19 protein-coding genes are annotated in these 18,375 nt (G+C 70.1%); 11 read left to right on the forward strand and 8 right to left on the reverse strand.

Annotated elements, in window-relative coordinates; genetic code table 11:
• Positions 1 to 10: 10 nt before the first annotated feature.
• The 7 genes from ACSHV8_RS09310 (at position 11) to fxsT (ending at position 9,449) form a co-directional block, all read left to right on the forward strand.
• Complete coding sequence (locus ACSHV8_RS09310; protein ID WP_436531371.1) at positions 11 to 943, forward strand: NAD-dependent epimerase/dehydratase family protein; 933 nt, start codon at positions 11 to 13, stop codon at positions 941 to 943.
• Complete coding sequence (locus tag ACSHV8_RS09315; protein ID WP_436531373.1) at positions 936 to 2,069, forward strand: glycosyltransferase; 1,134 nt, start codon at positions 936 to 938, stop codon at positions 2,067 to 2,069. Before ACSHV8_RS09310 ends, ACSHV8_RS09315 begins: the two co-directional genes overlap by 8 nt.
• A 12-nt stretch (positions 2,070 to 2,081) precedes the next feature.
• On the forward strand, positions 2,082 to 2,804 hold the full coding sequence (locus ACSHV8_RS09320; RefSeq protein ID WP_436531375.1) for a hypothetical protein: 723 nt from the start codon (positions 2,082 to 2,084) through the stop codon (positions 2,802 to 2,804).
• Positions 2,801 to 3,139 carry a hypothetical protein gene (locus ACSHV8_RS09325; RefSeq protein ID WP_436531376.1) on the forward strand — a complete coding sequence of 113 codons (339 nt, stop codon included), beginning with the start codon at positions 2,801 to 2,803 and terminating at the stop codon, positions 3,137 to 3,139. The genes ACSHV8_RS09320 and ACSHV8_RS09325 overlap by 4 nt, the downstream gene beginning before the upstream one ends.
• Positions 3,139 to 4,227, forward strand: coding sequence for a glycosyltransferase family 4 protein (locus ACSHV8_RS09330; RefSeq protein ID WP_436531378.1), 1,089 nt, complete (start codon positions 3,139 to 3,141; stop codon positions 4,225 to 4,227). The genes ACSHV8_RS09325 and ACSHV8_RS09330 overlap by 1 nt, the downstream gene beginning before the upstream one ends.
• Positions 4,224 to 5,012, forward strand: a complete 789-nt coding sequence (locus ACSHV8_RS09335) for a hypothetical protein (RefSeq protein ID WP_436531380.1) — start codon at positions 4,224 to 4,226, stop codon at positions 5,010 to 5,012. The genes ACSHV8_RS09330 and ACSHV8_RS09335 overlap by 4 nt, the downstream gene beginning before the upstream one ends.
• A 375-nt stretch (positions 5,013 to 5,387) precedes the next feature.
• Positions 5,388 to 9,449 carry an FxSxx-COOH system tetratricopeptide repeat protein gene (fxsT, locus tag ACSHV8_RS09340; RefSeq protein WP_436531382.1) on the forward strand — a complete coding sequence of 1,354 codons (4,062 nt, stop codon included), beginning with the start codon at positions 5,388 to 5,390 and terminating at the stop codon, positions 9,447 to 9,449.
• Positions 9,450 to 9,492: 43 nt separating this feature from the next.
• Here fxsT and ACSHV8_RS09345 read toward each other — a convergent pair whose 3' ends face one another.
• From ACSHV8_RS09345 to ACSHV8_RS09360, 4 genes are all read right to left on the reverse strand, one after another.
• Positions 9,493 to 10,764 (reverse strand): aKG-HExxH-type peptide beta-hydroxylase, encoded by a 1,272-nt coding sequence (locus ACSHV8_RS09345; protein WP_436531384.1) that lies wholly within the window; start codon positions 10,762 to 10,764, stop codon positions 9,493 to 9,495.
• Entirely contained in the window at positions 10,761 to 10,979 is a 219-nt protein-coding gene (locus tag ACSHV8_RS09350; protein WP_436531386.1) for a hypothetical protein, read from the reverse strand. The genes ACSHV8_RS09345 and ACSHV8_RS09350 overlap by 4 nt, the downstream gene beginning before the upstream one ends.
• 121 nt (positions 10,980 to 11,100) lie before the next feature.
• On the reverse strand, positions 11,101 to 12,024 hold the full coding sequence (locus ACSHV8_RS09355; protein WP_436531388.1) for an S-4TM family putative pore-forming effector: 924 nt from the start codon (positions 12,022 to 12,024) through the stop codon (positions 11,101 to 11,103).
• A gap of 137 nt (positions 12,025 to 12,161) precedes the next feature.
• Entirely contained in the window at positions 12,162 to 12,578 is a 417-nt protein-coding gene (locus ACSHV8_RS09360) for a DUF6069 family protein (RefSeq protein ID WP_436531390.1), read from the reverse strand.
• A gap of 131 nt (positions 12,579 to 12,709) precedes the next feature.
• Here ACSHV8_RS09360 and ACSHV8_RS09365 point away from each other — a divergent pair, with 131 nt between their 5' ends.
• Positions 12,710 to 13,861 carry a sensor histidine kinase gene (locus tag ACSHV8_RS09365; RefSeq protein ID WP_436531392.1) on the forward strand — a complete coding sequence of 384 codons (1,152 nt, stop codon included), beginning with the start codon at positions 12,710 to 12,712 and terminating at the stop codon, positions 13,859 to 13,861.
• Between the two features lie 91 nt (positions 13,862 to 13,952).
• Positions 13,953 to 14,651, forward strand: a complete 699-nt coding sequence (locus ACSHV8_RS09370) for a response regulator (RefSeq protein ID WP_436531395.1) — start codon at positions 13,953 to 13,955, stop codon at positions 14,649 to 14,651.
• Between the two features lie 143 nt (positions 14,652 to 14,794).
• On the opposite strand, the gene ACSHV8_RS09375 is transcribed toward ACSHV8_RS09370, so the two are convergent.
• Positions 14,795 to 15,646: a hypothetical protein gene (locus ACSHV8_RS09375; protein WP_436531397.1), complete on the reverse strand. Its 852-nt coding sequence runs from the start codon at positions 15,644 to 15,646 to the stop codon at positions 14,795 to 14,797.
• A 78-nt stretch (positions 15,647 to 15,724) separates the two neighbouring features.
• Complete coding sequence (locus ACSHV8_RS09380; RefSeq protein ID WP_436531399.1) at positions 15,725 to 15,946, reverse strand: hypothetical protein; 222 nt, start codon at positions 15,944 to 15,946, stop codon at positions 15,725 to 15,727.
• Between the two features lie 394 nt (positions 15,947 to 16,340).
• On the opposite strand from ACSHV8_RS09380, the gene ACSHV8_RS09385 reads away from it, so the two are divergent.
• The gene (locus tag ACSHV8_RS09385; protein WP_436531401.1) at positions 16,341 to 16,484 is read left to right on the forward strand and encodes a hypothetical protein; all 144 of its coding nucleotides are present in this window, start codon (positions 16,341 to 16,343) and stop codon (positions 16,482 to 16,484) included.
• 40 nt (positions 16,485 to 16,524) lie between these two features.
• Here ACSHV8_RS09385 and ACSHV8_RS09390 read toward each other — a convergent pair whose 3' ends face one another.
• Both ACSHV8_RS09390 and ACSHV8_RS09395 read right to left on the reverse strand, forming a co-directional pair.
• Positions 16,525 to 17,079: a cysteine hydrolase family protein gene (locus ACSHV8_RS09390; protein ID WP_436531402.1), complete on the reverse strand. Its 555-nt coding sequence runs from the start codon at positions 17,077 to 17,079 to the stop codon at positions 16,525 to 16,527.
• Entirely contained in the window at positions 17,076 to 17,918 is an 843-nt protein-coding gene (locus ACSHV8_RS09395) for a helix-turn-helix transcriptional regulator (RefSeq protein ID WP_436531404.1), read from the reverse strand. Before ACSHV8_RS09395 ends, ACSHV8_RS09390 begins: the two co-directional genes overlap by 4 nt.
• A 105-nt stretch (positions 17,919 to 18,023) precedes the next feature.
• On the opposite strand from ACSHV8_RS09395, the gene ACSHV8_RS09400 reads away from it, so the two are divergent.
• Positions 18,024 to 18,335, forward strand: a complete 312-nt coding sequence (locus ACSHV8_RS09400) for a nuclear transport factor 2 family protein (RefSeq protein ID WP_436531406.1) — start codon at positions 18,024 to 18,026, stop codon at positions 18,333 to 18,335.
• Positions 18,336 to 18,375 lie beyond the last annotated feature (40 nt).

Raw genomic sequence — 18,375 nt, forward strand, 5'->3', positions numbered from 1 at the left:
AGTGCCCGGTGTGCGCGTGGTGGTGACGGGAGCGGCCGGTTTCATCGGCAGCCATCTGGTGCTCGCCCTGGTCGCGGCCGGGCACGACGTGCTGGCGGTGGATGCCCCGGCGCGGAACGCGTCGCCGGCCGCGGTCGCCGGGAACATCGCCGTGCTGGCTCGCGCCGGCGTCCCGCTGACCGAGTGTGATCTCGCCACCGACGATCTCGGGCCGCTCGCCGACGCGGAGGTGGTGCTGCACCTGGCCGGGCGTCCCGGCGTGCGGGCCTCGTGGGGGCCGGGGCAGGCCGATGCCGAGCGCGACAACGTGACCGCGACCGGGCGGCTGCTCGCGGCGTGCGCCCGGTCGCGGCCCCGATTCGTGCTGGCCTCCAGCTCGTCGGTGTACGGGGAGGCCGCGCGCCCCTCGGCCGAGCACGACGGGCTGGACCCGCGGAGTCCGTACGCGACATCGAAGGTCGAGGCGGAACGGCTGGTGCAGCGGGCCGTTGCCGAGGGCATGCCGGCCGTGGTCCTTCGCTACTTCTCCGTGTACGGCCCCCGCCAACGCCCGGACATGGCGTTCCACCGCTTCATCGAGGCCGCGCTGGACGGCTCGCCCGCTCCGCTCTACGGCGACGGCGGCCAGCGGCGCTCGTTCACGTTCGTCGGCGACGTCGTGGATGCCACGATCCGCGCCGCCCACGCGCCGCTGCCGGCCGGCACGGTCCTGAACGTCGGCCATCCGGTCACCGCCGGGCTGCACGAGGCTCTCGACCGGATCGGCGCGCTGCTCGGCACGCCGTCGCCGACCGTGCCCAAGGATCCCGCGCCCGGCGACGTGACCTGCACCTGGGCCGACACCGGCCGGACCGGGCGGCTGCTCGGCTGGACCGCGCGGACCGGTCTGGACGACGGGCTGGCCCGGCAGATCGCCTGGCATCGGGAGCGTGTCCGTGTCTGACCGGCATCGCGCGGCGTACATCGCCTTCGACCGTTTCCCGTCCACCAAGGGCTCGGCCGTGCACATCCGGCACATGGCCGCCGAGCTCTTCGCGCGCTACGACGGCGGGCTGCTGTGCGTGCTCGGCGGCGGTGACCTGCCGGCCTACCAGCGCGAGGGCGGAGTGGAGATCGTCCGGTTCACCGACGTGGTGCCGAACCTGCTGGACCGTGCCGAGGCGTTCACCGCCTGGGTCGCCGAGCAGCTCGCGCCGCATCGGGACACGCTCGAACTGTGTCATGTGCGCGATCCGTGGAGCGCCCTGCCGGTGACCGGGCCGATGGTCTACGAGGCGAACGGATTGCCGTCGGTCGAGCTGCCGTACGCGTGGCCGATGGTCGCGCCCAGCACCCTCGACAAGATTCGCGAGCTGGAACAGGACTGTCTGCGGCGGGCGGCGGCGGTGGTCGTCCCCTCGTACGTGATCGAAAAGGCCGTTGTCGATCGCGGCGCCGCGCCGGACCGCGTCCATCTGGTGCCGAACGGAGCGGACCCGGTGCCGGCGGGATCACCGCGCCCACCGGCCGCCCCCGGCCGATATCTGATCTATGTCGGCGCACTGCAGGCGTGGCAGGGTGTCGACGTGCTGCTGCGCGCGTTCGCCCGGCTGGCCGACCTGACCGATCTCACCCTGGTCGTGTGCTCGTCCGTGTCACCCAACCGGGCCCGCCCGCTGCGCCGCCTGGCCGACCGGCTCGGCCTCGGCGAGCGCGTCATGTGGCAGTACACCCTGCCCCACGAGCAGGTCGCGGCCTGGCTGGCCCACGCCGAACTCTCCGTGGCGCCGCTGACCGCGAGCCCGCGCAACCTGGACCAGGGCTGCAGCCCGATGAAGGTGTGGGAGTCGATGGCCGCCGGCACCCCCGTCGTCGCCTCCGACCTGCCGGTGATCCGCGAGGTGCTGGGCGACGACGGCCGTCTGGTGCCACCGGACCGGCCGGCCGAGCTGGCCCGCGCCATCCGGGTGCTCCTGGAATACCCGGATGCGGCCCGGCAGCTCGCCGAGCGTGCCCGGCACCGGGTCCTCACCTGGTCGGACGTGCGGCATCGGCTGTCCGCCGTCTATGACCGGGTCGAGGGCCACTGATACGGTCCGATCATGTTCTGGCGCGAGCAGAAGGCCGCCCTCGCGGGGTTCCATCCCCTGCACCAGGCCCTCGTCCACCAGCGGGGGTTCACCGCCACGCACCCGGCGGCGGACTGGACCGCGCTCGTCGACAGCCTGCACCGGCACGCCGGCCTGGTCCGGCGCGGCAAATGGGCACTGCCGGCGCGGACCCTCGACGTCCTCGTGCCGGTGATCATCGAGATCTGCTCCGACCTCGGCCCCAAGGGCACCCTCACGGTCACCGCCGACCTGCGCGGACGCGACGTGCCCGGCAAGACCGGCCCGGAACGCAAGCTCGCGGTGCGCCCGCCGGTCCGGTCCGCGACCGAGGCCTGGACCGTCGACCCGTGGCTGCGCCTGCGCGGCGAGCTGCGCGACGGCAGCATCCTGGAGATCCTCGTCGTCGACCGCGAACGCAAACGCAAGATCACCAAGCGCAATCCGCGCGGCAAGACCAAGTGGAAGCGCAAAAGCAAGATCAATCAGACGATCAGGGTACGGCGTCGGCTGCCCCCGGACGTGCCGAGCCACGTGCCGGCGACACCACCACCGCCGTGGATCGGCGTGTTCGTCCGCGAGGGCTCGCGCCGCAGCGTGCTGGCCGGCGCCAAACTGACCCAGATGCCGCAGAACGGCCAGGAGCAGGTCGACCGGATCCTGACCGTGGCCACCGAGCCGTTCCGCTGGACGCCACAGAATCGGGGGATCGCATGACGCCGTGCACGGTCACGACCGGCTTCTTCACACTCGGCAAGTGCGGGGTGATGGCGGTCGCCGGCTGCCCCGCGTGCGGCCGTGCGCTCTGCGCCAACCACGTCACCGCCGGCGGGCTCTGCCCCGAGTGCGCCGCCGCGAACAACCAGGTCGGGCACCCGGCCGCGGCGGCCGCCTATCGACGGCGGGCGCATCGGCATCGGACGTCGCAGGCATATCAGGACTACGGGTGGTACACCAGCTTCGACTCGTATGATCGGGCGGCGTTCGACCCGGGGGCCGGGGCGGATCAGGACTACCTGGACGACGGGGCGGACGCGTTGGTGGACAGCTGATGCGGCTGCTGTGGGTGACCGAGAACTATCCGCCCAGTCCGGGTGGGATGGCGAACTCGTGTGATCGAATCGTGCGGGGGCTGCGGCGGGCCGGGATTGAGGTCGACGTCGTGCACCTGAGCCGGCGGTCGGTGGTTCAGCAGGTCACCGGAGTCCGGACGGTCGGACTGGGGGAGGATCCGGAGCACGCGCTGCGGCTGCTGTGGACGTCACTCGCGCCGTCGATCCAAAAGTACTCGCACATTGTGGCATTCGGTGGGACTTATCCGCTTCTGGCGGCTCCGGTCTACGCCGCCTGGAGTGGGTTGCCGCTGATCACGCTCCTGCGGGGGAACGACTTCGACACCGGGATGTTCTCGCTGCGGCGGCAGCCGATGGTCCTCGAAGCGCTGCGGGCCTCGGCCCACGTGTGCGTGGTCGCCGGCTCGACCGCCGCGCAGGTTTCCGCGGTCGCGCCCGGGGTCCCGGTCAGCTGGGTCGCCAACGGAATCGACACCGACGACTGGCAGATCCTGCCGTCCGAACAGGCGGCGGCGACAGCCCGGCGCGCGTCGCTCGGGCGCCGGACCCTGGGCCTGATCGGCCAATTGAAAAACAAGAAGGGTGTACGACTTCTGCTCGACGCCCTGGTGGCGAGTGGTCACGCCGCGCGATTCCACGTGGTGCTGGCCGGAGAGCTGGAACCCGGGATCTCCGAGTGGCTGTCGGCCCACCCGGCGGTCGACTACACCACGCTGCCGTTCCAGGACCGCTACCAGCTGCTGTCGGTCTACGCCGGATGCGACCTGGTCGCGCTGCCGTCCTTCTACGACGGCCTGCCGAACGTGGCCCTTGAGGCAGCGGCACTGGGGATCCCGCTGCTCGCCTCCGACGCGGGCGGGCTGGCCGACCTCGTCGACGACGAGATCGGATTCCGCTTCGTGGCCGGCGATCCCCACGGCTGCCGCGCCGCCGTGCACCGGGCGGCGCTGGCCTCCGACGAGGAACTCGCGGCGCTCGGGGCGGCCGGGGCGCGGCGGGTGCGCACCCAGTTCTCGGTGGCCGGCGAAACCGACGGCTATCTGAAAGTGCTGGCCGCAACCCAGTGATCGTCTGCTACGCGCAGGGCGGCGGCCTCGGCCACCTGACCCGCATCCGCGCCTACCTGCACACCGTCCACGGCGACACGCCGTCGGTCGTCGTGACCGATTCTCCGTTCGGGGCGGATCCACGGGTGCTCGGCCCGCACCACTCGTTCTCCGGATCGCTGCCGGCCGCCCTGCGTGAGTTCCGGCCCGAGACCCTGGTCGTCGACGCTTTTCCGGCGGGGGTGAACGGCGAACTGTCGGGCCTGGCTCTGCCGTCGAGCATCCGGACGGTTCACCTGGCCCGGCTGCTGCGATGGGAGGACTATCGGCCGCTGATGGGCACGACGCGATTCGACGAGACATGGACGCTGGAGGAGCTGAGTGACGGCCATCGCGCTCACCTGTCCGAGATCTCGGGCTCCGTCGCCCCGCTGGAACTCGTCGATCCGCCGGCTGAGGCCGGTGGCGCCCACGGTGCCTGGCTGATCCCGCACACCGGGCCTCCGGCCGAGATCGAAGAGCTCATCGCGTACGCCCGTGAATGCGCGACCCTGGAGAACCGTCATCCACGCCTGCTCGTCGCGGCACCGCACCGGCCGCCCGTCGGCGTCGACAACGTCGACGTCTATCCGGTGTGGCCGCTGTTCGCCGAGGCCGAGCGCGTCATCTCCGCGGCCGGTTTCAACGTCGTCCGGCAGATGCTGCCCTGGCGGGCCAAGCACCGGATGCTCCCGTTCCCCCGCCGCTGGGACGATCAGTTCACCCGAGCCGCCCGCGCCCGCGAATGTCCACGATCGGACAGATAGCCCGGCGAACGGTCACTCGTTGGGCACACGGGCCGGTGCCCGACCAGGTGCCGGTGTCGGCCATCGGGTTGCTGGGGCCATGCGTGCATCGATACGGTGTGCGGGACGTCGGCTCGACGTTGCCGTCGTCACACCCATGGGCGCACCAGGCCGTGCAGTGACGTTAGGGGCGGCATGGCAGTGCAAGGAATACCGGACACATCGGAACCGCTGAGGGACGCCCTCGGCGGGCCGGCCGCGTCCGCATTACTGGAATGGGCGTCGCAACTGCGGCGAACCGTGCGGCTGACCAGTCAGCCGTGGACAGCGCACGGGTACACCGGGGCCAGACTCGCGGCGGTTCTGGTCCGAACACCTGGCGCATCCGATCGTCAGGTGATCGTCAAGGCCTGCCCGCCTGGCGGTGCGGTCGACGAGCCGGGCGCGCATCAGGCCGCGCAGGCCCACTCGAGCCCCGAGTTCTTTCAGCGCCATCTGGTCGGTCAGGCCTTCGAACCGTTCCCGATCGACGGTGGCGGTCGGCTGATGTTTCAGGACATAGCCGGCGCCAGTCTGGAGTTCGTCTCGCTGTCCGGAGTTCCGGACGATCATTTGGCGGCGGCCTGCCGGGCTGTGGTCGAGGGAATCATCCAGGAGTGGAACGTCGGTCGGATCAAGTCGTCGCAGACCACTGTCGGTGACTATCTGAAACGCGAGTTCGGGCGCACCTTGAGCCCGGGCGCCTCGGCCGAGTCGCTGGGCGCGTCGCTCGGGCTGCTCGGCTCCGGGTTCCGTTACCTTCGTGACGAGAGTGGGCCGAGACCGGTCGACATGCCGAACCCGCTGCTCATGATGACCGACGAGGCGCTGGCCGCCGAGCTGCCCATCGACGCCGTCGTCGGTCTCGCCCACGGGGACCTGCACACCGAGAACGTGCTGGTGCCGAAGGCGTACGGCGCCTACCAGACCACCAACTTCAAGCTGGTGGATCTGTCGACGTTCGAGCCGGACGCGCCGATGACCCGTGATCCGGTGACCCTGATGATGTCGGTGGTCGCGCCGAGCGTCCATGACCTGCGGGCTGACGAGCAGAATGCGCTGCTGTCGTTTCTCCTGGAGCCATGGCGGCAACCGCCGCGGTTGAGTGCTCTGTTCGGACAGACCCTCGAGGCGATCTATCGTGCCGGCAATGAGGCGATCAAGTCCGTGCAGCTGGGTGATTGGCGTTCGCAGTACCTGCTCTCGGTGATCGCCACCGCTCTGCAATTCGTCTCCTTCACCGGCATGCCGGAAGAGAGCCGGTGGTGGTTCTTCCGACTGGCTGGGCAGGCGAGTGGAGCATTCCTGCGGCAGCACAACCGGTACCACCCGCGCGAGGCCGTCACGATTCGCCGTCCGCTCCACTGGTCGCAGATGGCGTTTCCCGCCGCCGGGGCGACGATTCCCGCCCTGGACGAGGCCAGCCTCGACTCGCTGGCGGCCATCCTCGGTGGGGTCGCGGCCGAGGTGCTTCGGGACACGTACTCGGAGATGGTCGATTCGCCGGGCGCGACAACGCCATCCCATTGGCATGACCTACGAGCGGTGATCAGGGCCGTCGATCAGGACGTCGGTGCCTGGGGTGGATTCGCATCGCCGATGCTCTATGCCGAGCGCCTCGCGCACAAGGCGCCGGGCGGAGCGGGGCTGCGGCTCCACCAATGGGTGACGGATACCGGTAGCAAATATTTGTACCCAGATGAGCAGATTCGGGGGCTCTGCTCGGCTGTGACGCGACGCTTTGGCGGTGAACCAGCCACTTCATCCGGCCTGTCGGTGAGAGAATCGGCGTCCGGCTCAGATAATTCCGGGGTCATGAAAGCTGTTCCCCACACCGACTTCTCGCCGGGAGGCTTCGCCGTGTTGGCCCCGTTGCCGGATTCCGCCACATTGCCGTCCGAGAGTGCCGTCACGGTGCCGCGTCCGATACATGTGCTGCCGCAGCGAAATCCGGCCTTCACTGGTCGAAGGGACCTGCTGGCCCAATTGGAGGCCACTCTGCGGACCAGCCGAGAGGTCTCAGTGGTGCCGCAGGCGTTGCACGGATTCGGTGGGGTCGGCAAGACGCAGCTGGCGATCGAGTATGCTTATCGCCATTTGTCCGAATATCCATTAGTTTGGTGGATGAACGCTGATTCGGCCGGCCAGGTGCGGGCCTCGCTCGCCCAGATGGCGCAGCGACTGGGCACCCCGGTGGAACTGGACGCGAAGGTGACCACCGCCCTGGTGCTCGAGGCCCTGTCCACCAGCTTCTTCCCGTGGTTGTTGATCTACGACAACGTGGAGAACCCTGAGGCACTGAGCGGTCTGATGCCGTCCACCGGTGTCGGGCACGTCATCGTCACCTCCCGCAATGCCTCTGCCTGGTCGGCCCGGGGCAAGGCGCTGGAGGTGGACGTCTTCGAACGGGCAGAGAGCATCGAGTTGCTGCGTCGGCACGGCCGTGGGATCGCGGAGGCGGATGCCGACCGGCTTGCCGACAAGCTCGGTGACCTGCCGCTCGCGCTGGAGCAGGCGGGCAACTGGCACTCGGCGACCGGGATGCCGGTCTCAGAGTATTTGGAATTGTTCGATGCCAACGTCGAGGACCTGCTCTCCGAGGGCAAGCCGATCGACTATCCGCAGACCGTCTACGCCTACCTGAAGCTGGCTGTTCACCGCCTGCGGGACGAGCACCCGGCCGCCGCGGAGCTGCTGGAACTGTTTGCGTTCCTCGGCCCGGAACCGGTCTCGGTCACCCTCCTACGTGCCGGCCGCAGCGGCGGTCTCAGCGACTCCTTGCGTCAGGCGCTCGACCGCCCGATCGACCTGAACCGGGCCATCAAGGCGATCCGGGAACTCGGCCTGGCCCGCGTCGATGATCGGCAGCGCATCCAGGTCCACCGGCTGACGCAGCGCGTGCTGCGGGATGAGTTGATCGACGAGCGGCGGCAGCAGAGCCGCCGCAACGCGCAGGGCCTGCTGGCCGCAGCGAACCCCGGATACCCGGACGAGCGGGTCAACTGGCCGGTGCTGGAGGAGATCGCCCCGCACGTCGAGGCGGCCCGCCTGATCGACGCCGTCGAGGAAAACGCCCGGATGGTTGTCGTCGACCAGACGCGATACTTCCTCATCATCGGCGACTACGAATCGAGCCAGCATCTCGGCGAGGTCGCCCTAAAGCGGTGGGACGAGGAGATCGAAGCCGGCCGGCTCGACCGGGACGACGAGGCGACCCTGCTGGTCCAGCGCCATCTCGCCAACGCGTACCGGATGCTCGGGCGGACCAGCCGGGCTCGCCGGCTGAACACCGATTCGTTCGAGCGGATGCGTCTCAGCCCGAAGTTCGGCGAGAATCATGAGCACACGCTGTTCACCGCCAACGGCCTCGGTGTTGATCTGCGCCTCGAGGGCCACATGGCCGACGCCCTGCGCCGCGACGAGGAGAACGTGGCCCGGCACCTGCGGGTGCGCGGCGCCGACGACGAGATGACTTGGCGGGCTCAGAAGAATCTCGCGGTCAGCCTGCGTCACCTCGGCCGTTTCGCCGAGGCAGCACAGGTCGACGAGGAGATGCTGGCGAAATATCGCGCAGAGGCAGGTGACGGCGACGCGCGTACGCTGCACTCGGTGGAGAACCTGGCCCGTGACTACTACGGCCTCGGTAAGTATCGGCAGGCTCTCGACCTGCTGAGGACTGCCGTCCCGAAGTACCGGGAACTGTTCGGCCTGCGGCACCGGGACCTGTTGCTGGCGACGCGGACCCTCACCATGGCGCTGCGCAAGAACGGCTTCCTCGCCGATGCGCGCGACAATGCACGACAGAACTACCACGATCACTTCACCCGGTTCGGGGCGACCCACGAGCACACCCTGGCCGCCAAGAGCAGTTACGCGCTGGTCCTACGCTCCTGCGGATCGGCCGAGCTCAACGAGGCGCGGACGCTTCTGCGGGAGGCGGCGGATGTTTATCGCGAGGTCTTCTCGGATGATCATCCGTTGAGTCTGGCCGCCAAGGTGAACCTGGCAGTCGCGCTGCGGGCCGCCGGGGATCGCGAGGAAGCCCGGCGTCTCGACGAGAATGCCCTGGCCAAGCTCACCGCGCAGCTGGGGGAGAAACATCCGTACACGCTGGCGGCTGCGACAAATCTCGCCGAGGACAAATTCCTGGCCGGCGAGACGATCGAGGCGGCCAAACTTTCCTGGACCACCTTCCAACGATCGGTCGAGGCCCGGGGGAGTGAGCACCCGGACACGCTGGCCGTGGCCGTCAACGCCGCGCTGAACAAGATCGCCACCGGTGACGAGGCCGGTGGTCAGGTTTTGTTCGATCAGGTGTGCAAGACGATCAGCAATGTGCTCGGCGCCAACCACCCGGCGACCCTGGACGCGATCCGGGGGCAGCGGGCGGAGTGTGACATCGAGGCGCCGCCGACCTGACCGGCGGTGACCGCCGGAGCCGTCCTCGGGCGGCCTCCGGCGGTCACGACGTCCGGCGCCGAGCCCAGGAGGCTCGTTGCTCGTCGATCCGGGCGGTGGCCTCGGCGACCGCCCGCGAGGGCAGCGCGACGTCCATCAGAGTGGCGTGGCGCTGCCGCAGGATCTCGACGAAGCGGCGGCCCTGGTCGGTGAGCGCCGGAACGGTCGGCAAGGTTGCGAGGACCTCGGCCAGTTGGATCCGGCGTCGCGCGAACTCGGTCGCCGCGCGCCCGTCGTGAGCCAGCAGGTCCCGCCAGGTCTCGGCGACCGCCATGAATGCGTACGTCCCGTGCAACACCCCGCTGATCGGTCGCAGGTCGGGTCGCCAGGGCGCGACGTGTTGGGGTCGATCGGCGGTCGGTTCGTGCAGCCTGAGGAAGCCGAGCAGGCCGTTGAGCATCGTGTGCGACCACTCGTGGACCAGGGCCACCGCGAACTCCGCCGGGTCGGATGGCGCCGTGGAGGCGATCGCGCCGAGTGCGTCCGCGCAACTGATGCTCGTGGCCACGCCGTGTGCTGACGGGGCCAGCGGCACGACGACCCGCATTCCCTGGGCGACCTGATTCGCGACGACCGGGGAGGTCCGGGACAGCAACCGCCAGGCCGCGATGATCACCTGTCTCCACCGGTGGAACGTGTTCTCCGGAAGCGGTTGCTCCGGCTTCTGGTTGAAGCAGTCCCGTCCCGGGTGTCGATCGTCGAACAGAAGCCGCAGCCCGCCGTCCTCGATCGAGCGGGCCGGCGACCAGTCATGGGTGCGCGTTACCGGCAGCGGAAGACGGCCGTCGTCGAGGAGGAAGTCGATCCGGTTGTCGTGCACGTCAAGGATCACGCCGGAGTCCGGGCGCCCCGTCATAGCCAATGTCCCGATGCCGGGCAGGTGCAGCTCACCGGCGACAACGTCGGCCGGCAGCCGTGCGTCGATGCCGGTGCGCAACGCGGCTGCCGCCGCCAACGTGCCGAGCGGATTCGCGACCTGCTTGGCCGCATCGGGGCGGACGAGCTGACCAGCGGCCCAGGGCCCGACCCAGCCGATGCGCAACAGCTCGGTGACGCACCGGTCGTCGCGTTGCCGGGCCGCCTCCAGCACCGACAGCGCATCGACAAGCGTCCGGTCTTCCCGCCCATGGCGCCGAAGCGTCGCGACGGTCAGCAGCCGCTGACGGCTGTCGTCGGCCGCGTAGAGCGCCTGGATGGTCCGAGAGTCGGGTCGGCCCCACGCGATGTCGGTGACCTGTGCCGAGGAGAGCCGGTGCCTGCGCGCCGGCAACGTCATTGCAAAAAGCTGCCGAAGCTGGACACGGTCGCCTGCCGGTACTTGACCTCGTTCACCAGCTTCCGCATCGACTCGGCCAGTTCCGAATCGGGCTCATGAAAGATCTCCAGCAGGCTTTGACCGGTCACATCGACGGCGACCGCCTCGGCCTCCTCCATCGGGCCGGACGGCTCGGCCGGCAAGGACGGCTCCGGGGACGAGGGCTGCTGTTGCACGGAAGCCTCCTTGTGGACGCGCCGGACGTGCCGGTCGCGCCGGCGCAGCCGCGACGTGTCGGGTGGACCGCGGCGAAGCGGGGACGGGCCTTCTCTCCGTACTGTAACCATCGCGCTGCGTCTATGGCGATGGTGGCGGGGGTGGGGCTGTGGGCGGATATACGCGCGCCACCGACGCGGCCAGTTCCGTCATCTCGCGCTGGAAGTCCAGCCGGTCCTGCGGACGGAACCGCCGGAAGAACCAATCGGGCACCCGGGCCTGAGCGCGGCGACTGGCGAGAATGCTGTCCTGGACCTGCCTGGCCAACGCGAGCAGTCCGTCCGGCGGACCCGGACGCGCGAGGTGATCCGCGATGCGGCGCTGGACCAGCCCCAGCACCCGGGTCCGAGAGGCTGCGATGTCGCGCTGGCGCCGATAGAGCTCGGACGCCATCAACAGCGCGCCCAGGGCCGGCAGGAACCAGATCAGCAGCAGACGGTCGAGCGGGGTTCGCAACAGCACCCCGACGATCACGCCGGCGACCGGCCACCCGATCACCAGGGCCAGGACCAGCCCGGCGAATCGGCGGCGAATCCTCGTACCCCAATGAAGATTTTGAATTTGGCAGGCCAGCACGTCGAACGGTGGTGGAAGGTCCCGGAAGTCGCGGATCTCGTAGTAGTCGATGATGACGTCGTCCGGGCCCTGGTAGCGGCGGGCGAAGCGGCTGACCTCGGCCGCGGACGGTGAGTCGCCGGCGGCGACCGCATTCCACTCCATCCGGAACAACGTCACGTCGAACAGTTCCTGCATCAGGGCGGCCCGGGCAGTGCCGGCCTGGATCCAGGCCGAAATCGCCAGGCCGTTGAGCAACGCCCAGCCGGCACCGAGGGCGGCCACGACGGTCGCCAGTCCTGGAGCCACGGCCGCGAGCACAGAAGACAGCGCCACCAGCACGGAGATCGCCAGCCGGCCGCCCTCGAGGCGCTGGACCTGAGCGTGGGCACTCGTCATCGCGCGGACCAGGGCGAGGATCTCTGGAGCATTCTGCCGATCCGCGATCACGAACTACCCCCATGGTGAAACCGGCACTGCATTCACCATCGGCCATCGATGTGGGACAGAGCAAGGCCGTCCCCGGAACGGTGAAGGGCACGACGCGCGGAGCGCGCTCGGGGCGCGCTCCGCGGGAAGGCTGGTCGTCAGCGGCAGTTGCGGCGGCCGGGGAGGCCGAGGATCAGGGCGGCGCCGACGGTGAGGTGCATGCCGAGCAGGACCAGCTTTGTGCTGGTGCCGATGCCGGAGCCGAGGGGACCGGCCAGCGAGATCAGCAGGATGACGATGGTGATGATCCGGTAGACGCGGACCGGGTTGCCGGTGGTGCGTTCCAGCAGGGCGAGCAGGGCCCAGGCGGCCAGGCCGGACAGCAGGGCGGCGATGGCGACCGCGGCCGGGCCGATGTGCTGGACCGAAGAACCCTGGCGGACGGCCAGGTCGATGCCGGCCCACGGGTCGTTGACGGCCCAGAGGAGCAGCGCCCCGGCAACCCCGGCGGCTACGGTGATGAGGCGGCCGGTGGTGCGGGCCGGGACGGTGGCGGTGTGGGTCTCGTTCGTCATGCCGATGAGCTTGGCCGTCACCGGGGTTCGGTCACATCGGACCGAGGGCAGCGGCGGCACCCTCCTTTGGTACTGCTCCCTCCTACTTTGGAAGGTGTCGGCGCCCGGTCCGGCCCCGCTAGCCTCGCCGCATGACCACCCTTGACCGTCGTGACTATCCCGCCGCCGCCGTCGGTACGGTCCTCGGCGCGGCCGGGGTCCTGGTCGTCTCCACGCTCGTCTCCTGGTGGGGTGGGCATCCCCTCGGCCCGCTGTTCGCGCTCGACGTGGTGGCCGGCCTGCTGAGCTGGGCTCTGGCACCGCTGCTGCTGTGGCGGCCGGTTCCGGCGGCGATCGTGCTCAGCGTGCTGGCCGCGGTCTCCCCGGCCGCGACGCCGCCGGCCACGATGGGGGCGTTGCAGGTCGCGCGGCGACGACCGTTCCCGGTGGGGATCGCGGTCGCCGCCGGCGGGATCGCGGCCCATGCGGTGCAGGGGCTGTGGCGGTCGAGCGGCGGGATGTCGTACGGGTGGTGGCTGGTTCTGATCACTGTTGGCTATGGCGGACTGCTCGGCTGGGGCGCGTGGGCGCAGGCTCGGGAGGCGCTGATCCGGTCGCTGCACGAGCGGGCCGAGCGGGCCGAGGCGGAACAGGGACGACGCGTGGCCGAGGCTCGGATGCTGGAGCGCCGGAAGATCGCGCGGGAGATGCACGACGTGCTGGCGCATCGGTTGTCGCTGCTGGCGACGTTCGCCGGGGCGATGGAGTTCCGGCCGGACTCGTCGCCGGAGCAGATGTCGCGGGCCGCCGGCGTGGTGCGCGACGGGGTGCATCAGGCGCTGGAGGAGTTGCGCGAGGTGATCTCGCTGCTGCGCGACGACGACTCGTCGGACGGTGACGGCGTTCATCCGCAGCCGGTGCTGGCCGACGTGCCGCGACTGGTCGAGGAGTCGCGCTCGGCGGGCACCGAGGTGCTGCTCGACGAGGCGGTGCGGGATCCGGGGGAGGCGCCTCCGGCGATCGCGCGTACGGCGTATCGGGTGATCCAGGAAGGGCTGACCAACGCGCGCAAGCATGCTGCCGGGCAGCCGGTTCGCGTCGTGCTGCGGGGCGGGCCCGGGGACGGTCTGGAGATTGAGGTACGGAACGCGCTGGCCCCGGATCGGCACGCGCCGCCCGGCTGGTCCGGTGGTGCGGGGCTGGTCGGACTGACCGAAAGGGTTCAGCTGGCCGGGGGGCAGCTCGACCATCGGGAGGTCGCCGGCGAGTTCCATCTCCACGCGTCGATGGCGTGGCCGACATGAGGCTTCGCTGGTGGGACGGTGGGGCGTCATGAACATTCGCGGGCCGGTGGCGGGGCTTCATGGTGGTCCATGCGTCGATAGCATGGCCGGCATGACGCCGCCTGCGGACGTGCCCCGGTCCGACTCGACGCCCACGGCGGTGGTGCCGGTGCGGGTGCTTGTGGTGGATGACGATGCGCTGGTGCGGGCCGGGCTGACGATGATGCTGGACGGGGCGGCGGGGATCGCGGTGGTCGGTGAGGCGTCGGACGGTGACGAGGTGCCGGCGGCCACGGACGCGCACCGGCCTGACGTCGTACTGATGGATTTGCGGATGCCGCGAGTCGACGGGATTACCGCGACCAGGCGCCTGCGGGCGCGGGCGCGGCCGCCCGAGGTGATCGTGCTGACGACGTTCGACGCGGACGAGAACATTCTGCATGCGTTGCGGGCCGGGGCCAGCGGGTTCCTGCTCAAGGACACGCCGCCGGCGCGGATCGCCGAGGCGGTTCGGCAGGTGGCGGCCGGTGAGCCGATCCTGTCGCCGCGGATCACGCGCCGGCTGATGGATCGTGCGGCTATGCAGGCGGGGGCGTATGCGCAGGCCAGGGCTACGCTGTCGGCGCTCAGCCCGCGTGAGCAGGACGTGGTCGTGGCGATCGCGCAGGGGCGGTCGAATACGGAGATCGCGCGGGCGCTCGACATGACCCTGGCGACGGTGAAGACCCACGTGTCGCACATTCTGACGAAGCTGGATCTGGACAATCGCACGCAAATCGCTTTGCTGGCCCACGACGCCGGGCTGGCCTGACGGTGGGGCGCTTCGCCGGCCGGTGACGCCGGGCCGGTCTGACGGTCGGGACGACGCCGGGCCGGTCTGACGGTCGGGACGACGCCGGGCTGACCTGACGGTCGGGTGCTTTGCCGGCCGATGACGCTGGGGTGGTCTGACGGTCAGGCGGTTCGCTGGACCCAGGCGCGGCGGGCCGGGGTGAAGTGGCGTTCGCGGGTGGGCAGGTTTCGGCGCACGGCTGCGGCTTGCGTCTCGGCGGCGGCGGCCTCTCGGCGCAGGCTGTCCCGGGCCGTGAACGCCAGTTGCGTGTCGTGCCAGGCGGCTCGTTCCGCGGCGGCGGCCTGACGGTAGGCGGATCGGCGGTGCTCGTTGATGGCTTTGAGCAGTACGAACTCCTGCTCGACCGGGTGCAGCCGCGGATCCCAGGAAACCTGCGGTGTCTCGGTCTGAAGGTGGCCGGCCGAGTGGTGTGGAGCCTGCGGGTTGCCGGCCGAGTGGGTCGAGGGCGACCAGGCAGCGCTGGTCATTGCCGCTTGGAGGGTTTCGGCGGGGAGGGCGCCATCGGCGACGGCGGCCTGGAGGGAGCGGTGGAGGAAGTGCTCGCGGGCGGCGTATTCGGCGGTGGTGTGCGGGGTGTCCGGGGTGGTGAAGGCTGATGCCGTCCGGGCTCGGGTCAGGCGGTGCTCGGACTCCTGCCAGGCCTGCCATGCGTGGTCGGCTTGGGTTTCGGACTGTTGCCAGAGGTTCTGCCAGCGCTGGGCTGACTCGTGGGCCCGGGCGGCGGCGATCTGCACCTCTTCGGCGTAGCGGACGGTTTCGACGGCCCTTCGCCGGCGGCGCTCACGGTGCTGCCGGTGGTTGCGGATCTGTCCGAAGACTTCCAGTACGGCCAGGCGCGGGTGCCGCATCGCCTCCGGGTTGGCCAGCAGGAGCAGGGCGGGCAGTGACACGACGATCAGGAACAGCCAGATCGCTACCGGGCGGACGGGGTCGGCCATCAACATCTGGGACACGAGGTTCACAATCGAGGCTCCTCAATGCGTGTGGCCGCGATGGCGGCCGGAACTCAAGGAAAAGACGAGGGTGCGCTGTTAGGCGGAAAGCGCGGGCGGGGCGCGCGAGTCACCGATCGATGCGGTGAACTGCTCGATGAGGGTTCGCTCGTGTCCGATCACCGGAAAGGCGGGCGCCGCTTCGGTGTCCACAAGTGAGTCATCGAGGGGTCGGAATGTGCTGCCGAAGACGGCCAGCATGGCGACCCGCAGAAGGCGCAGGGACTCGTGCAGCATGCCGCGCACCGAGTCCATGCCCATGTGACCAACCTACCCAGCGATCACCGTCCTATCCACACGGCACGCGAGGGACGTCTATCACGGCGGCGCGAAGAGCTGATCAGGCGGGAGGGCCGGAATGGCCGGCTGTGCGCCCGGTGGCCGGCCGCGCGAAGGTCAGTTTGGTAGGAGTTGGCCGGGTCAAGGAGGTGGTCGTGAGTGGTGGGCGGTGGGTGAGGGATGCGGTGCGCGCTGTCATCGCCTCGACGATCTGCGCGCCACGCTCGCGCAGCTGGAGCGCGAGCGCCGCCTCGACCGTCACGACCGCCGAGGCCGCCTGCCCGGGGGTGGGTGCGTGGTGGCGCTGGACGTGGGGCGGCTCGGGCATTCGCCGGCTGGACGTTCGGCGATGCCCGGGAACGGGTATACATCCGATATGACCGAAAATGAGCCTGTCGCCGAACCCAGTCCACGGCCTGTCATCGAGCGCCCGATCGATCTGCAGGACGAGCCCGGCCGCGAGAAGCCGGGCCGCGTGCCGCATCCGGAGGAGCGGCCGACCGACAAGCCGGGGCACTGACCGGCGATACCGGCCGAACCGGCGAGACCACCCGAGTCAGCTAGACCGGCTGGACCAGCGAGGCGGTCCAGTCGGCGATCGGGAGGACGTCGGCCTGGGCCGGGAAGACCTTGGTGGTGAGCACGGTGTGGACCTCGGGATCGTTGTCGAGGCAGCCGTCGGCCAGGACGGTTAGGCGGTAGTCGAGGTCGGCCGCCTGGCGCAGCGTGGACAGGACGACGCCGCTGGTCGCGATGCCGGTCAGCACCAGGTGGTCGATGCGCTGCGCGCGCAGCACCATGTCGAGGTCGCTGCCGGCGAACGCCGACACCCGGCGCTTGGTGACCACGATGTCGGACGGGAGCGGGGCGACGTCGGGGTGGACCTCGACGGCCTGGGCCGGGGCGTCGTGGCCGGCGAGACGGCCGAACATCTTGTTGGCCGGGTTCACCTCGGGGGCGCCCGGGCGGAAACCGACCACCACGTAGATCACCGGGATGGCCGCGGCGTGGGCGGCGTCGATCGCGGTGCGCAGGCGGGGCAGGTGGTCCGGATCGGGGTAGCGGGCTACCACCGAGCGCTGGACGTCCATGACGAGGAGGGCGGTGCCGGTCATCGTGGTCCTTCACGGGTGAGGGTGGTGGTCCAGTTGGCCAGGAACTGCAGGGCCTGCTCGGACGGGGAACCGGGCTCGGCCGTGCCGGCCGACAGGCGCAGGCCGGGGTGGGTGGGCAGGGTCATCGACTCGAACGTCAGGGTCAGCGGGCCGGCGACGGGGTGGTGGAAGCGCTTGAGGCCGGTGCGGCGGCGGCTCACGTCGTACGCAAGCCAAAGATCTTGGAAGGTGATGTTGGTTCTGAGCTGATCGATGAGCGCTTTCAGGTGCTCGTCGCGCGGGGTCGCGGCGCGCAGGACGGCGACGGCGTCGTGGGCCAGCAGCTCCCAGTCCGGGAAGAACGCGGGCGCCGACGGATCGAGGAACAGGAATGCCGCCTGATTGGGCTGACCGGTTCCGAACATCGGGGCGAACAGCGCGCGCCCCAACCGGTTGGTGGCGACGATGTCGAGGCGGGAATTCCAGATGTACGCCGGGATCGTCGCCATCGCGTCGAGAACCCGCTGCAGGCCGGGGCCGATCGCGGACTTCGTGGCCCGGGCCGGTTTCGGGGCGCGGGCGTTCGCGGTGTGGACCAGGTCGAACAGGTGCTCGCGCTCGGCGTCGTCGAGCTGCAGCGCGCGTGCGATCGCACCGACCACGTCGTCCGAATAGCCGCGGGCGTTTCCGCGCTCCAGCCGCGTGTAGTACTCGACGCTGACGCCGGCGAGCTGTGCGACCTCCTCCCGACGGAGCCCGGCGACCCGGCGCTCGCCGAGCCGCGGAAGACCCGCCCGCTCGGGCGAGAGGCGCGCCCGGCGGGACAGCAGGAAATCGCGGATCTCGTCCCTGACACTCACCGGCCGACTTTATGCCGCCGCGTTCCCACGCCGGGAGGAACTGTTGCTGCCCGGCTGAACCCTTGACCGCCGCATGTCGTGAAGTCTGCGAACGAGGGGAGAGAGATGGACGAGGCAGTGCGGCGGCTGGTCGACGCGGCCAACCGCAATGACATCGAGGCGTTTCTGGCCGGTTTCACCGCGGACGGGGTGGTGGACGACTGGGGTCGCGAATTCCACGGCGCGGAAGGGATCCGGCACTGGAGTGACCGGGAGTTCATCGGCAAGCAGGTGTCGCTGCGGGTGGACGCGGTGCGCGAGCGTGGCGAGGAGACGGCGGTCACGGCGACGGTCGGGGGGAACGGCTTCAACGGGCCGAGCACGTTCACTTTCCGGGTGGACGGCGGCCTGGTGTCCCGCATGACGATCCGGGCCTGAAACCGCCATCGATGGGCGGCGGGCCGGCCGGCACGGGGGC

The sequence above is a fragment of the Actinoplanes sp. HUAS TT8 genome (genome assembly GCF_051380535.1).
Classification (GTDB): domain Bacteria; phylum Actinomycetota; class Actinomycetes; order Mycobacteriales; family Micromonosporaceae; genus Actinoplanes.

Coding starts and splice junctions, on each gene's coding strand:
- ACSHV8_RS09380 (WP_436531399.1), bottom strand. CDS start 15,946: ATGGGCATGGACTCGGTGCGCGGCATGCTGCACGAGTCCCTGCGCCTT.
- ACSHV8_RS09400 (WP_436531406.1), top strand. CDS start 18,024: ATGGACGAGGCAGTGCGGCGGCTGGTCGACGCGGCCAACCGCAATGAC.
- ACSHV8_RS09325 (WP_436531376.1), top strand. CDS start 2,801: ATGACGCCGTGCACGGTCACGACCGGCTTCTTCACACTCGGCAAGTGC.
- ACSHV8_RS09365 (WP_436531392.1), top strand. CDS start 12,710: ATGACCACCCTTGACCGTCGTGACTATCCCGCCGCCGCCGTCGGTACG.
- ACSHV8_RS09360 (WP_436531390.1), bottom strand. CDS start 12,578: ATGACGAACGAGACCCACACCGCCACCGTCCCGGCCCGCACCACCGGC.
- ACSHV8_RS09385 (WP_436531401.1), top strand. CDS start 16,341: ATGACCGAAAATGAGCCTGTCGCCGAACCCAGTCCACGGCCTGTCATC.
- ACSHV8_RS09330 (WP_436531378.1), top strand. CDS start 3,139: ATGCGGCTGCTGTGGGTGACCGAGAACTATCCGCCCAGTCCGGGTGGG.
- ACSHV8_RS09370 (WP_436531395.1), top strand. CDS start 13,953: ATGACGCCGCCTGCGGACGTGCCCCGGTCCGACTCGACGCCCACGGCG.
- ACSHV8_RS09345 (WP_436531384.1), bottom strand. CDS start 10,764: ATGACGTTGCCGGCGCGCAGGCACCGGCTCTCCTCGGCACAGGTCACC.
- ACSHV8_RS09320 (WP_436531375.1), top strand. CDS start 2,082: ATGTTCTGGCGCGAGCAGAAGGCCGCCCTCGCGGGGTTCCATCCCCTG.
- ACSHV8_RS09390 (WP_436531402.1), bottom strand. CDS start 17,079: ATGACCGGCACCGCCCTCCTCGTCATGGACGTCCAGCGCTCGGTGGTA.